The sequence below is a fragment of the Pinibacter aurantiacus genome, from assembly GCF_019130065.1.
Classification (GTDB): domain Bacteria; phylum Bacteroidota; class Bacteroidia; order Chitinophagales; family Chitinophagaceae; genus Pinibacter; species Pinibacter aurantiacus.
In genome coordinates this window covers 196,173-211,809 of record NZ_JAHSPG010000002.1, presented here as the reverse complement: position 1 = coordinate 211,809, position 15,637 = coordinate 196,173, and the positions used below count along the sequence as shown (strand labels likewise).

General features: G+C 40.6%; 17 protein-coding genes. 4 read left to right on the top strand and 13 right to left on the bottom strand.

The features are described from left to right. Positions 1-114 precede the first annotated feature (114 nt). Together KTO63_RS04260 and KTO63_RS04255 are read left to right on the top strand one after the other, a co-directional pair. A complete protein-coding gene (locus KTO63_RS04260; protein WP_217789906.1) occupies positions 115-774 on the top strand; it encodes a phosphatidylserine decarboxylase family protein in 660 nt (219 codons plus the stop codon). 180 nt (positions 775-954) lie between these two features. Then, entirely contained in the window at positions 955-1,521 is a 567-nt protein-coding gene (locus KTO63_RS04255) for a fasciclin domain-containing protein (protein WP_217789905.1), read from the top strand. Between the two features lie 119 nt (positions 1,522-1,640). Here KTO63_RS04255 and KTO63_RS04250 read toward each other — a convergent pair whose 3' ends face one another. The 7 genes from KTO63_RS04250 to KTO63_RS04220 all read right to left on the bottom strand — a co-directional run bounded on the left by KTO63_RS04250 (position 1,641) and on the right by KTO63_RS04220 (position 8,814). Beyond that, positions 1,641-2,000, bottom strand: coding sequence for a group III truncated hemoglobin (locus KTO63_RS04250; RefSeq protein ID WP_217789904.1), 360 nt, complete (start codon positions 1,998-2,000; stop codon positions 1,641-1,643). Positions 2,001-2,022: 22 nt separating this feature from the next. Then, positions 2,023-2,790 carry an ABC transporter permease subunit gene (locus tag KTO63_RS04245; protein ID WP_217789903.1) on the bottom strand — a complete coding sequence of 256 codons (768 nt, stop codon included), beginning with the start codon at positions 2,788-2,790 and terminating at the stop codon, positions 2,023-2,025. A gap of 300 nt (positions 2,791-3,090) precedes the next feature. Then, a complete protein-coding gene (locus KTO63_RS04240) occupies positions 3,091-3,813 on the bottom strand; it encodes an ABC transporter ATP-binding protein (RefSeq protein ID WP_217789902.1) in 723 nt (240 codons plus the stop codon). Next, positions 3,810-5,045 carry a nitrous oxide reductase family maturation protein NosD gene (locus KTO63_RS04235; protein WP_232373024.1) on the bottom strand — a complete coding sequence of 412 codons (1,236 nt, stop codon included), beginning with the start codon at positions 5,043-5,045 and terminating at the stop codon, positions 3,810-3,812. The genes KTO63_RS04240 and KTO63_RS04235 overlap by 4 nt, the downstream gene beginning before the upstream one ends. 21 nt (positions 5,046-5,066) lie before the next feature. Beyond that, positions 5,067-6,095, bottom strand: coding sequence for a nitrous oxide reductase accessory protein NosL (locus tag KTO63_RS04230; RefSeq protein ID WP_217789901.1), 1,029 nt, complete (start codon positions 6,093-6,095; stop codon positions 5,067-5,069). Between the two features lie 160 nt (positions 6,096-6,255). Beyond that, positions 6,256-8,244, bottom strand: coding sequence for a Sec-dependent nitrous-oxide reductase (gene nosZ / locus KTO63_RS04225; RefSeq protein WP_217789900.1), 1,989 nt, complete (start codon positions 8,242-8,244; stop codon positions 6,256-6,258). Between the two features lie 90 nt (positions 8,245-8,334). Then, entirely contained in the window at positions 8,335-8,814 is a 480-nt protein-coding gene (locus tag KTO63_RS04220; RefSeq protein ID WP_217789899.1) for a c-type cytochrome, read from the bottom strand. A gap of 186 nt (positions 8,815-9,000) precedes the next feature. Between KTO63_RS04220 and KTO63_RS04215 the strand changes: the two genes are divergently transcribed. Then, positions 9,001-9,636: a Crp/Fnr family transcriptional regulator gene (locus tag KTO63_RS04215; protein ID WP_217789898.1), complete on the top strand. Its 636-nt coding sequence runs from the start codon at positions 9,001-9,003 to the stop codon at positions 9,634-9,636. 15 nt (positions 9,637-9,651) lie between these two features. After that, complete coding sequence (locus KTO63_RS04210) at positions 9,652-10,851, top strand: hypothetical protein (protein WP_217789897.1); 1,200 nt, start codon at positions 9,652-9,654, stop codon at positions 10,849-10,851. A 5-nt stretch (positions 10,852-10,856) separates the two neighbouring features. Here the strand turns inward: KTO63_RS04210 and KTO63_RS04205 are convergent, their stop codons facing one another. The 6 genes from KTO63_RS04205 to KTO63_RS04180 all read right to left on the bottom strand — a co-directional run bounded on the left by KTO63_RS04205 (position 10,857) and on the right by KTO63_RS04180 (position 15,590). Next, positions 10,857-11,264: a hypothetical protein gene (locus tag KTO63_RS04205; protein ID WP_217789896.1), complete on the bottom strand. Its 408-nt coding sequence runs from the start codon at positions 11,262-11,264 to the stop codon at positions 10,857-10,859. A 93-nt stretch (positions 11,265-11,357) separates the two neighbouring features. Next, positions 11,358-11,546, bottom strand: a complete 189-nt coding sequence (locus tag KTO63_RS04200; protein WP_217789895.1) for a hypothetical protein — start codon at positions 11,544-11,546, stop codon at positions 11,358-11,360. 47 nt (positions 11,547-11,593) lie between these two features. Further along, entirely contained in the window at positions 11,594-12,463 is an 870-nt protein-coding gene (locus KTO63_RS04195; protein WP_217789894.1) for an SPFH domain-containing protein, read from the bottom strand. Positions 12,464-12,615: 152 nt separating this feature from the next. Next, the gene (locus KTO63_RS04190) at positions 12,616-13,719 is read right to left on the bottom strand and encodes a lytic transglycosylase domain-containing protein (protein ID WP_217789893.1); all 1,104 of its coding nucleotides are present in this window, start codon (positions 13,717-13,719) and stop codon (positions 12,616-12,618) included. Between the two features lie 83 nt (positions 13,720-13,802). After that, a complete protein-coding gene (gene gatA / locus KTO63_RS04185; RefSeq protein WP_232373023.1) occupies positions 13,803-15,188 on the bottom strand; it encodes an Asp-tRNA(Asn)/Glu-tRNA(Gln) amidotransferase subunit GatA in 1,386 nt (461 codons plus the stop codon). 156 nt (positions 15,189-15,344) lie between these two features. Continuing rightward, entirely contained in the window at positions 15,345-15,590 is a 246-nt protein-coding gene (locus KTO63_RS04180; protein ID WP_217789891.1) for a Sec-independent protein translocase subunit TatA/TatB, read from the bottom strand. Positions 15,591-15,637: the final 47 nt, after the last annotated feature.

The following is a 15,637-nucleotide window of genomic DNA, read 5'->3' as shown; positions in this document are numbered from 1 at the left end:
GAAGTTTATGTGAAGCATTTTTACCATACATGCTCAACTCAGTTATTCAGTTAATCAGTTATTCAGTTATTGTATTTCCCCGCCAATTGTTACTTTTGCCTTTTAATTGTAAACATGCATATACACAAAGAAGGATACAAATCCATAGCCATTGGAGCCATAGTTTTTGCCGTACTTAACCTTTTATCGTTCTATTTCATTAGTTCCAGTCTTCCCATTGTCAGCCTTTTGATCTTTATTGTTACATTGGGCACATTCCTGTTTCTTATTTCGTTTTTCCGTGTACCCAATCGCGTACTCACCACCGGTGAAAATCTGGTTGTTTGCCCTGCAGATGGAAAAGTAGTAGTAATCGAAGAAGTTTTTGACGAAGAATACTTTCATGATAAGCGTTTGCAGATCTCTGTATTCATGAGCCCTGCCAACGTGCACCAAAACCGTAACCCAATAAGCGGAGAAGTAATTTATAATCAATACCACAAAGGAAAATACCTGGTAGCATGGCACCCAAAATCATCTACTGAAAATGAAAGACATAGCGTGGTAATTAAAAAAGGCAACACAGAAATTCTTGTAAAACAAATTGCCGGCGCGCTTGCAAAACGTATTGTAAACTATTTGAAAGTGGGCCAGCCGGTAGCGCAAGCCGCTGAATACGGCTTCATTAAATTTGGTAGCCGCGTAGACTTGCTGCTTCCTTTGGGAACAAAAGTAAACGTTCAACTGAATGAAGTAGTAAAAGGCGGTGTAACTGTTTTAGCTACATTGCAATAATAGTTAGCTTAACGCATAAAGCAAAACGCCTAACGCATGGTGCTACCACTGAGCGTTAGGCGTTTTGCTTTATGCATTGCGTTCGGCGTTAAGCGTTTTGCGTTAAGCTTTACACGTTATGAGTCCAGTCATAATTTGAATAATCAGCATCCACTACATTGCGCAAAACTCACAAGTTATATGAAAAAGTTTTTCGCTCCCCTTCTCGCAGTTGCTATACTCTACACCTGGGGTTGCAACAATGCACCCACCGACAAAACAACATCGCAAACAACTCCTGCAACATCCGAACCAGCCGGTGCAGGCCAATCTGGTGTTAAGGATGATCAGTCAGAAAAAAATGTTGTGCAGGTTGCTGCCGGCAGTAAAGATCACACCACATTGGTAACCGCTGTACAGGCTGCAGGTCTTGTAGATGCACTGAGCAATGCAGGTCCTTTTACCGTATTCGCACCTACCAACGAAGCGTTTGGCAAGTTGCCTGCAGGCACGGTTGATGATCTGTTAAAACCTGAGAAAAAAGATGCACTGATCGACATTCTTCAGTACCACGTATCGCTTGGTGTATACAAACCTGAAGCACTAAATGATGGACAAGTGTTAGGACAAGTAAATGGCGGCAATGTTACCATTTCCAAGAAAGGAGATAAAATAATGGTTAATGGCACTGCCAATGTGCTAGCCACTATTCCAGCCTCTAATGGCATTATTTATGTAATTGATGGTGTGTTGACGCCTAAAAAATAGTTGAGAGTGGAGAGTTGAGAATTGAGAGCTATTAGTTGTTGGAAGAAGCGACACACAAAGTCGAACAACTGACAAACCTGTACTAACAACTCTCAACTCTCAACTTTCAATTCTCCACTCTATAAAATTTTCATCTGCATTATCATCGCTATACTTTCTGCACGTTGCTTTGCAAGGTTTGCGTTCGGCCCTTCAAACAATTCATCTACTGTTTCAAAAAATAATTCTTCCCAGCGATCAAAAAGCCGTTTGTTCAAAGGCTGTTTTTCATGAAGCTTTTTATGTTTTGCAAGTGGATCGCCCGTATAACCACCGGAGTAAAAAATAGCATTGTTCCAGAAACCATACATTTTTGGTAGATGTTTTTCCCAATTTGTTTTTGCAAAAAAACTATTGAGCTGATCGTCCTTTATCACTTTCTGATAAAAAAGATCAACCATTTTTTCTATATCCAGGCGGGTTGTGATGTCAGGTTTCATGTTGTTGACAATAAGTAAAAATCTAAAGATCTTTCCGGTCAAATTTTCTAAGAGAAATTAATAGAGGGCAAATCATCCATAGCGCCAGAATAAGGAAGGATGTAACCATGCCCGTCGTTGTACCAAAGAAGTCTTTAAAAACAGCGCCGGTATACCCCATAAGTGCCGATACGTCCATTTTCAGTAGAATCAATATGCGTCCAATGTCTATTGGGTTCAACATGCTCACAGCAATCATTGGTTTTTCAATCGGATAATCTGAAAATTGAAACAGCAGAAACAAAACAATACCATCGAAGAGTAAAGAAAAATACAACCAAAGAAGAATGGTCACGCCAATACCTTTGGCCTTATCCCTGATCTTTACAGCTGCAAACATGGCTATTGCTACAAATATGATGGACAACAAAATACCCACTGCCAATATCATAAAGCCCACTGCTGTTGCTTCAAAGAGAATGATGGGAATGCCTGCGCCTATTAGGAATGCAATGGTAAATGAACCGGCCAGACCCGTAAAAAGTCCCAACCATATTTTTTTACGTTGCAGTGGCTGGCTCACCAACAGCTCTATAAACTCAGCACTATTGTAAATGTAAATTGTCGAGAAGATAATACTGATAAGCGGCACGATGATCAATACAATATTCAGCAAACTCAACAATCCTTTTGTGCTGTTGTCTTCCAGGCTGAAGATGGTGAACGATATAGCCAACAGAAAAGCGGTATAAGAAAGAATTATCTTATTGCGCAGTATATCTGTTATGATGTATTTGATGATTTTTTTCATGGTCGTAAAACGTGAATCGTGAATCGTGAATTCTTTTCCCTTGGGCAGCAACCCGTTTATGAGATTGCTTCGCCCGTCACTTTATGTTTATCATACATTAAACTTTCATAGTTTCTTTGTCCGCATAGGCTCGCAATGACGAGTTCATCTTCGTTTCTTTTTATGTACATGTTAAAGCAACAGTTCGGCTGCGTCACCGTCATTGCGAGCCCCTGCGGACAAACAATGATGGCTGATAAAAACAAAGATCAAAATTCAGTAGGCGGGCGAAGCAATCTCACGCTCGCATTCCTGCTCAGTTTATAATATATCGCTAAACTGATTTTGCTGCATGATCATCGCAATAGCTTTTGATAATTTATTTTCGCCGGTTTCAAATTGCAACAGATCAAATGGTTTGTAAAACATCATTTTACCGTCCTGCATATACATTACCTGCGTTACAATGTCATCAAGCTCACTCAGTACGTGCGATGTTATGAGGATCAGTTTGCCCTTCTCTTTTTCCCTGACTATTTTTTGCTTTAAAATCTCCGACGCCACAGGATCAAGGCCTGCTGTAGGCTCGTCAAGTATCAGTACTTCAGGATTGAACATAAAAGCTAATGCCGCGCTTACCTTTTGTCTTGTACCACCAGACAGCGTACGCATTCTTTTATTGAGCAGACTTTTGAAGTTGAAATCATTGATAAGGTCGTCGTCCAGGCTACCACGATGGTTCCTAATATCTTTCATCATTTCCAGAACCTGGCCAACGGTCATGTTTTCCGGATAGCGGCCTATCTGAGGCATATAGCCGATGTCTGAGCGGTAATGACAATCGTGGGCAATATCTTTCCCTTTAAAAAGAATCTTGCCGCTATCAGGAACCACCATCCCCAAAATGGATTTGATGAATGTTGTTTTGCCGCTGCCGTTGGGCCCAATCAATGCAATGCATTCGCCGGCCGGATACGTAACGGAAATATTGTCAAGAGCCATTAATTTTCCAAATTGCTTCGATATGTTGGTTGCACTGATCATAGACGGAAAGGTAGTTTCATGAGCGGTTTTGTGTCGGCCAGGTTTTCCGGAGTAAGTGTTGGCAATACTTTTTCTGTTTTGTCAAGCAATGAGGTCATAAAGCTGTGAAACAAAATCATCGCCGGCGGATTTCTTTCTACAATCATAGAATACATGCTAACGGGGCGGTAAGGTAAGTCGCCAATCCCGTTTTTGTTAAGATCGTATCCTTCATACTTGTCCCAGTAGTTGCCGTCAAAGTTGTTCAATACAAGAGAGCCATTTGTTCCCACATCGAATGTATTTCCAAGGAAAACATTGTCGTGTAGTTCAGTTTCCATGCAGCTGGCCTGTATTTTAAGGGCCCATCCATTATTCCTGAAAACGTTCTTTACCATAATCGTTCTGCTCACACCTTCCATGTAAATGGCACTTGTATTTTTAATAAAATGATTACCATCTATATAGCTGTCTGCAATTTCCTTTAGTAAAATGCCATACGCCCCGTCGCCCCAGTTTTCTTCAAAATAATTGTTGAACATTTTCACATGATGCGAAAACATTACAGACACACCCGCACCATTGTAGCGAAAAATATTAGAGATATAGCTGTCGCTATTTGAAAACATAAAATGCAAACCGTATCGCAAATTACTCGTAGATACATTGCGCCAGATAACAGAGTTGGTTACAAATTCAAAATAGATTCCATCGCGATGTCCTTTGATGGTATTGTTGATGATGCGCATACTATCGCTTTTCCAACAGTGAATGCCGTTGCCGCTTGCCTGCTCTTGTTTTCTCGCAGAAGTCAACACATTATTCTGAATAAGGCAGTTGATGCCGCGTTGTGTGTAAATACCAAAGAATGTATCGTCCAGCACATTATTTTGCACCACTGCATCGCGAACGTCATATAATTTAATGCCTGCAATATCTTCAAGGCTGGATGTTCCGGAGTGAACAATTTTAAAACCATCTACTACAACACCATTTGCCTTTACGGAAATAATCTGGTGTTTATTCTCTCCATCTAGTGTTGGAAGATCAATGCCTTTCAACACTATTTTTTTTGAGATAAAAATATTTCCTTCTTTGTAATAACCACCATGAACCAGCACTGTGTCGAGTTCATGTGCCTGAGATATCGCTTCCTTTATTGTTTTTATTTTTTCATTTTTCCCCACATGTATAATACTGCACATTCCCGGAAGAGAGTACAAAAAAAACAATATTAGAAAGTATGGTCTCATAATGAATGGAAATTCCTCCTTTTAGTGATGTGAAGCATTCGCAATCTCTGCCCATTGCACTTTTGTGCCCTTAAAGCTTTCCTGTATTTTTTGCACAGCGCTTTCATTGGCAAAAGCTGCTACATTGCCGCCCATCGGCGATTTGAAATCTTCGCTTTTGTAAAAGATGGCTTTTTCAAGAGGTAATAATTCGCTCGTGTTATCAAAGTTCGTAAAATAATATGCTTTCACATCTGCTTCTGCAATTTGCTTATCGTGGAGAAAAGCGAGTAAGCAATGTGTATCATCAAACTTGAAAATTTTTCCTTTCTTAGAAATTATCTCCGAAGAAAATTTAGAATCGCTGATGGTCATTTTGCAACTGCTGCATTGATCACTTCCAGCCGCTATAGGTGACGGATTGGTAGAGCATGAAGTCATAAATGTGCTGCATGCCAAAAGAATAAGGGTTAATGGCTTCGCGAATCTTTTTGCGTTGATGCGGGACTGTCTCATTTCAATGTAGCAGACAAAAACCGAAATAAGTGCCACGATGAAAACAATCAACCCACCTGTAGATGGCAGAGAATAAGCAGCGAAATTCAGCAGCTGTTTATACCCCAACAGTGGCGGCTGATAGGCCATTCCCGGAACTTTAATTGCTGCATCCGGATTGAGATCGTGACCGTAGTTGTACTCCCATCTCCAGAAATCGATCATTGCGATCAAACAAAAAGCAAGGAACATTCCGGAAACTATATAAAGCAATTTTCTTTTACCGGCGATTGCCGCAATAAGGTACAATACTGCAAAAGCACCAAGAATGTAAGGCAATATGGTGAATTCGAAAAAGTCATTTGCATGCAGTGTTTTCATGCCAATGTAATGGTTAAGGCCATTAATGATATCAACCTGGCCAGCCAGTTTTCCGGGATAAATTAATAGCGTCAAGCCTTCAGGGTACTGCGGTGCACTCAAATCAATGCTCCACATAGGAACAAACAGGGAAATAACAAGCCCAACAGTACAGAGAACAAGTAACAACCTTACCCAACCTTTTATATTATTCATAAAACAGGAATTAGGAATTAGAAATTAGGAGTTAGGAATTAGAGACTAAGAATCATAGTGCACAATTGAAATTGAATTGTCCGATAAAAGTTTTCATGCAAAATTTACCGCATAACAAACTCTTCTAATTCCTAATTTCTAATTCCTAATTCCTATAGGGCTATTTAGTGCTATCAGCAGCTGGCAAATTCTTACCTGTGCTGTAAGTAAGCGGAACATTGCTGCCGGCTGGAGAAACTCTCAGGTAGCCTTGCATTTCCTGGTGCAGTGCACTACAGAAGTCTGTGCAATAGAATGGCCAGATACCTGATTTTTCAGCAACCCATTTCAATGTTTGTGTTTCACCTGGCATGATGAGCAACTCAGCGTTATTCGCACCTTTTATAGCAAAACCGTGCGGTATATCCCAGTCTTGTTCAAGGTTAGTAACGTGGAAGTATACTTCATCACCTACTTTAATACCTTCAATATTATCCGGTGTAAAGTGAGAGCGGATACAAGTCATGTACACATGCACTTTGTTGCCTTCTCTAACAACTTTTGTATTGCCTTCGCCTTTCGTTGCATAAGGATTTGCGTTCTCTTCAATCTTGAAGAATTTAACGGAGTTTCCTTTTATAACATCGGCAGAAACAGCTTGTGCATAGTGTGGCTCGCCAATAGTTGGGTAGTCAAGTATCAGCTGCATTTTGTCTCCTGTGATATCATATATCTGGGCACTTTGAGCCAATTCAGGACCTGTAGGCAAATAGCGGTCCTTTGTAATTTTGTTATACGCAATTACATATTTCGCGTTTGGCTTTTTAGTATCACCACCAGGTATGCAAAGGTGACCAACAGAATAGTAAGTTGGCACGCGGTCAAGTACTTTCAGATCTTTGATGTTCCATTTAACAAGCTCAGAAGAAACGAACATTGAAGTGATCGCATTTCCTTTACCGTCAAATTCTGTGTGCAAAGGTCCAAGACCTGGTTTTTGAACTTCACCGTACAATGCAGCATCGTATTTGATAACAGGAATACCATCGTATTCGCCATCAAATTGTTTACCTGCAATGGCGCTCTGAATTTTGCTAAAGCTAAATACTGGAATCAACGCAGCAAGTTTACCGCTACCAACAATGTATTCACCTGTAGGATCCACATCGCAACCGTGTGGAGATTTTGGACATGGAATAAAGTAGCAAATGTCTTTAAGGTCTTTTGCGCTTAAAACAGTTACTTCATTTTTCGTTTCAGAAACTGAAGAGTGCGTCTTGTCATCATACGTGTTGTGAACATATTTTGCAGGAACTTTTTTCCCTTTGCCCGCTTTTAAATATTCCTCAGCTTTTTTCCAGTTTACCGCCATGATAAAATCCTTGTCGCGCTGAGAAGCGTTTACTTCAAGCAGTGTATTTGCCTGTTCTGTATTATAGCAGGAGAAGAAGAACCAACCGCTTGATGGGCCTTTGCCGGTGTGGCTCAGGTCAAAGTTGATGGCCGGGCATTCGATCTGGAATGAAATATCCATTTTACCGGTTGTTTTATCAACACCAATGAAACTGATATATCCTTTGAAATTCTTTTTGTACGTATTGATAGGCACATCACCGTTTACATCATCCGGAGGAACGCTGAAACGTGTGCCGGCAATAACATACTCGGTATTTTCAGTAATAAAAGGAGATGAGTGGTTACCTGCACTGTTTGGCAACTCAATAATCTCTGCAGTGCGGAAGGTTTTAAGATCAACCCTGGCAACGCGTGGCGTGTTGTTGGCGTTTACAAAAACCCAACGACCATCGATCTCTCCATTGGTTTGAGACAACTCTACGTGGTGAAGATCGTCCCAAGGCACGTTTCCATGAGTGGTGTTAAGCATTGGCTTTGTTTCTTCGCTGTAGCCCCATCCTTTTTCAGGATCCACTGAAAAAACGGGAATCACGCGAAGCAAGCGTCCGCTTGGTAAGCCGTAAACGCTCAACTGGCCAGAGAAACCTCCGGAAACAAAGTTGTAAAACTCATCGTATTTTCCAGGCGCTACATATGCTTTCGATGCAGCGTCGGAACTTACGGCTGTAGCGGCATTTTTGGGCTTACAGGCACTTGCAGAAAGCAATAATGCAGCAGAAGAGATAGCCAGCAATTGCTTTGTTGTGGTGATCATAATCTATTAATTGAGGGATTAAATAATTCTTTTAGTAAGGTCCCTATAGCCCTTCTCCTTTGGAGAGGGGTTGGGGTGAGGTTGCGGCTATTATTTTACGCCATCGTTTTTGCGCATGAATTCATAGACATGTCTTGCATCATCATCGGAAAGATTTTGATTCGGCATACGCACAAGACATATTTCAAGTTGCGCCTGAGCCTGAGGATCCTTATTCAACATCTCATCAGTATTGGTTACGAAGTTCATGATCCACTCAGCAGCGTGGCGGTTCGTAACACCTTTCCAACCTGGTCCAACAAGTTTTTCATCAGTAGTTTTATGACAGCTTGAGCATTTTAGTTGATATACTTTTTCACCTGACTCCGCCATTTTGGGGTCAAGAGTGGCGGCAACATCCACATGTGTAAATTTACCCTCACCTCTTTTCGGGTCGTAAGAAGGATTTTCACTAGGTTTTTTTTCTTCGCTGGCAGCGGTATTGTCTTTGGAAGCAGACTGGTTATTGCCTCCGCAAGCAGCTGCTAGCAGCGCAACGGAGAATGCAACGTAGACAAATGTTTTTTTCATATCAAATATTATTTATGCAAGAATAAACAGGTTGCTATTGCATTTTTATGCGTAGAATCATATTTTTGATCATACTTAACCCTCGCTTAACAACTGACACGGGAAAGATGATTTTTGTCATCTAGCGTGTTGCCAAAGATCATACGGTAACAATTTGATTTTGTGTTCTTTCAAACAAATTTTCATATGATCAACACTAACCTTTTATTGTCTTTAGGAGCGTGTTACAGGAAAGTGGAAGCGGGTGACTACATTTTTAAAGAAGGAAATCATTGCAACTTTTACCACCAGGTAGAAGAAGGTAAAATCAAGCTCGTAAACATAGATGACAGTGGAAAGGAATTTCTGCAGGACATTGCAGAATCCGGCGATTGTATTGGAGAAATACCTTTGTTTAACAATGGTAGCTATGTAGTTTCTGCAGTAGCTATCAGCGATTCTATCGTGCTGCGATTATCAAAAGACAGATTCGAACAGCTTTTAAAAGAAGATCATGAATTAAACGTTATGTTTTTTAAAGCAATGGCAGATCGCCTCCAATTCAAAATGCAGATCCTCAAAGAAATCAGCAGTCATGATCCGCAACATTGTGTAAGCAGTCTTCTTCAATATCTCGCCTCCTCAAAAAAATGTTATTGCGATAAATGTTCTCTAGTAAAACTTACGAGACAACAGATAGCTGATATGACCGGCCTTCGCGTAGAAACCGTCATCAGGACCATTCGCGCCATGCAGGAAAAGGGTTATGTGGCAATAGAAAAGGGGAAAGTTTATTTCAATAATATGCGTCCAGTCATAAATGACCGCTGTATGTCTTCTTAATATTGAAAAAAAATAATGTTCCTGTTTTCTAAGTGGATAAGGATTTCTTTTTTAAATCTTCTTATAGTTGCCCTTTGCGGCGTCATTCTGCGATATAAAATTGTGTTCTCTCTTCCTATTATCGAGCAAAAGCATTTATTGCACGCGCATTCGCATTTTGCTTTCACCGGTTGGATAACACAAACGATATTTTGCTTCCTGGTTTTCTTCCTTCAAAAGAAAAATATCACAGATGTATATGCGAAATACAAATGGTTGCTAATTGCAAACCTAATCTCGGCCTATGGCATGTTGATTTCATTTATCATTCAGGGTTACGCGCTATACTCCATCACGTTTTCAACTATATCAATTATCGTACTTGCAATTTTTGCGGTTTACTATTGGCGCGACCTCAACAGATATGAAGGAAACACTTTAGCTGCGTTCTGTTGCAAAGCAGCGCTCATTTTTGCACAAATATCTTCCCTTGCAACTTTCATGTTGGCCTGGCTCATGGTAAATAAATTTGAGGGCCAATACTGGTATGTGGCTGCCATATATTTTTTCCTGCATTTCCAATACAACGGCTGGTTCTTTTTTGGCTGCCTCGCCATATTGTTCATGATGATTCCAAAAGAAAACTACAACAGCATTCTAGCGAAGAAATTATGTGTTACGCTGGTTGCCTGCTGTGTTCCTGCCTATTTGCTCTCGGTAATAAACTTCGCCATTCCTGCATATGCATATGCGATAGCTATAATTACGGGAATTGTACAGTGTGTTGCTTTGTTTTGGCTTTTATTTCTTATGCGTCCCGCACTAAGTGTAGTTAAGAGCGACAACAAATGGATATTTAAGTTGGTCGCTGCAGCCTTGGCAATAAAATTTCTATTGCAGATGTTTTCTACAATACCCGCGCTTTCTATTCTGGCTTTTGGCTCCAGACCAATTATTGTGGGATATTTGCACCTTGTGTTGTTGTGTATTATATCACTATTCCTGTTAGGCGCATCAAGGAATTTTTTGAATTATAATTCGTTGTTTAAAATTGCTACTGTAGTTTTCGTCATTGGAATAATTGCAAATGAAGCAGTGCTGATGAGCCAGGGTTTGATGGGCTTTTACGGCATTCCAATGAGGCATGTAATTGAAACGCTTTTTGTAATAACTATGGTAATTTTTACGGGGCTATTGTTGTTGAATATTGCCATGAGAAAGGTAACGAGCGATTAATAACATTAACGCAAGAATGCACTTTTTCTAGCAATAGTATCGTATAGGAGGCAATACTCCCACTTCTCACGAATATTGAACAAGCAACTATCATTTTTAAAAATCAAAGTGTCCCTTTTCCATGCAGAGTAATCTAGAGTTTGAAATTTAGCTGGTAAAGGAGTTATGAGTACAGTATCATGTTGCAGGGTATATCTGTTGTAAACTTTGGAATTTCCAAAATGTCCAAGCGTAACAGAAACACAAAAATTACCCGGGTAAAACAGATACCCAAAATATGAATCATCGATCGACATATAGTAACCTGTACGCGAATCTTTAGGCGTAATAACCTGCGAGTAGCAATCTGCTGCAAAAAAACAGAATGCTAAAGCTAAAAGAGGACTTGCTTTCCCTTTAGGTTTTGAAAACATAGAAGGATAATTAGGATGATATTACGAATTAAGTTATCCATTCAAAATAAAAAAGCGCTGGATAATTTCCAACGCTTTTGACTATACGAAAAGTTAATCTTCCCTTTCTTCCTTTTTCTTTTGTGAAGGATCTTTCTTTCGTCCCGCATCTTTCAAAGCCTTATCTATCAACCATTCCAGCTGGCCGTTCACGCTTCTGAAATCATCTGCGGCCCACTTTTCCAATGCGGCAAATGTTTGTGCATCTATCCTTAATACAAATGATTTTTTATCTGAACTCATTCCTGCAATATTAATGTTCAAATATATTTTATCCTCTACCTGCTGGTTTATTGATAGAGTGTTCCGGTATTTAAAATCGGTTGAGCAGCTTTTTCACCACAAAGCACCACCATTAAATTGCTAACCATTGCAGCTTTCTTTTCTTCGTCAAGCGTAACGATTCCTTTCTTAGATAATTGTTCCAATGCCAGCTCCACCATGCCCACAGCACCTTCCACGATCTTTGTTCTTGCTGCAACAATTGCGGTTGCTTGTTGACGTTGTAGCATTGCGCCTGCAATTTCCGGAGCATATGCAAGGTGACTGATGCGCGCTTCTTTAATGATAATTCCTGCAGGAGCCAGTCTTTCATTCAATTCAGTTTCTAACATAGCGACTACTCGCTCACCACCATCACGCAGTGTTATGTTAGCAGTTTCATCTTCCATGTTATCGTAAGGGCAAGTGCTGGCAAGGTGTCTTACCGCCGCCTCACTTTGTATTTGAACATACTGTTGATAATCGGCCACTTCAAAAGTTGCTTTGTAAGTATCACTTACCTGCCATACAATCACTGAAGCAATTTCTATGGGGTTACCCATTTTATCATTCACCTTCAATTGCTGACCGTTAAGGTTCTGAGATCTTAGAGAAACTTTTGTAGCAGTGTAAAATGGGTTTACCCAAAGCAAGCCGTTTGCCTTTATCGTGCCCACATATTTCCCAAAAAATGTGCAAACGCAGGATTGGTTAGGGTTGATAACTTTTAATCCCTTGAGAAAGAAAACGCAGAGGGTGAAAATAATTGCACCTATAGCCCCGGCTCCAACGCTGTGCAGCGAACCGGCCACTCCAAAAAGATAGATGGAGAAAAGAATGCCTGCAATCCCTAATATGAGTACCAGAAATCCCGAAACTGGTTTAAAAACTTTTTCCATAAAAATTAGTTTGATATTAATTTGATATCAAAATTATATTATGGATTTGATATTTCTAAATTTTTTCATGTTTATTTCGGTAGACACCCACAACAAAAGTAAAAGGGCCGTCTCGTGCGAGACAGCCCTTTCAAATATGTGCAAACGCCTTTTTACATTTTTCTTGCAATGGGTGCAGATTCATTTGCTGCTACCTTTTCTGTACCGCCACTCAGCATCAACTGAACAGATTCGTTCAGGATCTGGTACTTGTTAGCGTTGAAAAGATCCATTTTTTCTTCCGGCAATTTCAGGTCATAGTTGTTGGACGAACTTGCCATCACTTTGTCAAAGGCCGGATTGTAACGGTTAAATTCATTCAGATCCATGTTTACATATTTCGCAACAATGGTTGAACTGTATTTACCGGCAACTGTCAGTGTTTTGCAAGTTTGCAGTTCGTCAGAAGATATTTTACGGTTAGCTGCATAAAGCCCTTGAGTGCCGTAATGTTCTTCTACTTCTGCTTTTGTAAGTGTAGTTAAACCACCTTGTCCTTCAAAAATGTAATGCGTGCCGATGAATTTCTTAACGTGATTTCTGGATTCTGCGGGTAAATAATACTGCAACACCCAAAAATTGTTGCTGTGGCTCTTGCGCATGGCTTTTTGCACGTTGCCAGCTCCGCCGTTATAAGCAGCGATCACCAATAACCAGTCGCCAAAAACAGCGTAGAGGTCCTTTAAGTACCTTGCGGCAGCTTTGGTGCTCTTTACATAATTGGTTCGCTCATCATATTTGCGAGATACGCGAAGACCAAGGGTTCTTGCTGTAGCCGGCATAAATTGCCACGGACCAACAGCTCCAGCCCATGAAACCGCTGTTGACTTCAGTCGGGATTCAATAACCGCCAGATATTTCAACTCTGTAGGCAGGCCTGCATCTCCGAGCACCTGATCCATCATATTGAAGTATGGGAGAGCCCAACCCTTCATTTTGGAAAGGTCCTTTCCGTAATCTTCAATGTAATCTTTTACAAATGAAATTGCTTGAGGATTCAAACGAGGCCCCTGAGTATTTAACCCGAGGTCAGTAGTGCTTTCGTAAAGGTTGGTGAAGCCTTTGCCATCTTTCTTTGTAACCGGGCTGTTGTTTAACAAAACAGCGCTGTCAATAATAGCTGGCTTTAGTTCTTTTTTTGTTTGGTCCTGCGCAGCAGCCGAATGGGTACAAATGGTGGCAAGCACGTAAGCGCTCAACAATAAAAGTTTTTTCATTACTTCCTTTTTTAGTTTTCACAATACCGTATAGCTTCAATCAAGGGTAAACCAGGCCAGTAAATGGTACATTTTCAACAACCTTATTGTTGCATCATTTGATGCGAGAATTGCAACAAAGATAACTCACAAAATTGGTTCGTCATAACCTGAACACCAAAAGGCATGCCATTCGAATGTGTAAAAACTGGGAGTGAGATGGCCGGAATTCCAACTAAATTGGCATAGACTGTATAAATATCTGCCAAATACATAGCTGTTGGGTCACCGGATTTTTCCCCAAACTTGAATGCGGGAGAAGGAACGGTAGGAAGTATAATTACGTCAAAATCCCTGAAAATCAGCTGGGTTTGATCGTATAATTGCTTGCGTACTTTTTGGGCTTGGGTAAAGTAGGCGTCAAAATATCCGGCACTCAAAACGAATGTGCCGAGCATGATCCGACGTTTCACTTCTTTACCAAAACCTTGAGATCGGGACTGTGAATAAAAACTTGTTAAATCTATATTTTCATCATTTACCCTGTATCCGTATCGAACTCCATCGAACCTTGAGAGGTTGGAGGAAGCTTCTGCGGTTGTAAGAACATAATACGTGGGTACGATATATTCCAAGAAATCAAAATCGATGCCTGTAACCTGGTGACCTTTTTCAGAAAGTCTGTCCAGATAGTTCTTCATGGCTCCTGCCATCTCCACATCTAAGGAAGGATGGTCGATCGCATCTTTGAAATATGCTATTCTCAATGGTTTAGCGTCTTGAACCATTGAAGAGTAAGATTCAACTTCTTCTTGGGCAACGGTACTATCGAAATCGTCGGCACCGGCCATTATTTCTAAAGTAAGCGCTATATCGGGAACATTTTTCCCGAAAATGCCAATTTGATCAAATGAGGAGGCGTAGGCGATAAGTCCATAGCGGGAAATGCGGCCATAAGTAGGTTTCAAGCCTATAATTCCGCAAAAATCTGCGGGTTGTCTTACAGATCCGCCTGTGTCGCTGCCTAAGCTTACCATGCAGAGGTCTGCCTGTACTGCCACTGCCGAGCCGCCTGAGGAACCGCCGGGAACGCGGCTTTCATCTATGGCGTTCAGTGTTTTTCCATAAAATGAATTTTCGTTGGATGAACCCATCGCAAATTCATCGCAGTTGAGGCTGCCAATGATAATAGCATCTTCTGCCAGCAATCTTTCGACTGCCGTGGCATTATAAGTAGCGGTAAAGCCCCCCAGGATATGTGAGGCTGCAGTTACCTGGTGTCCCTTATAGCAGATAACATCTTTTATACCAATAACAACGCCGTGAAGCTTTTTTAGTGGCTCGCCGCTTTTGCGCTTTTCATCAAGCTCTCTGGCTTTTTGCAAAGCTTCTTCTGCGTATACGTCCACGTAAGCATTGAGGTGCTTTTTTGCTTCAATTTGTTGCAAATAAAATTCCACTGCCTGCAAACAGGTAGTGGAATTATTCAATAATGATATATGATATTGCTGTATTGAACTGTAAGTAAACAAAGCCCGCCAAAAGGTAATAGAGTTGTAAAAATAGTTCTGGTTGTATCAATAAGTTCCAGTGAGAAATACGGATTATTTCGCAGAGTCAATATTGATAGAAGCTAGGCGATCAGCTTAGTGCTGCTCGTTGTTGCTTGTTGTAGAAGCAGAAGAAGCAGGTTTGTTATCTTTATCTTTCATGCCTTCTTCGATTTCTCTTGTTACGCTATTTTTAGCATCATTAAATTCACGAAGACCACGACCTACACCGCGCATTAATTCAGGGATCTTTTTACCACCGAACAACAGCACAACTACAACCAGGATAACGATCCATTCTGTAAATCCCGGAGCCTGAATGAACAACAAAGATTGACTCATGACTTTTAATTTAAATTGAAAAACAAAGGTACTTGTTTCTTATTACT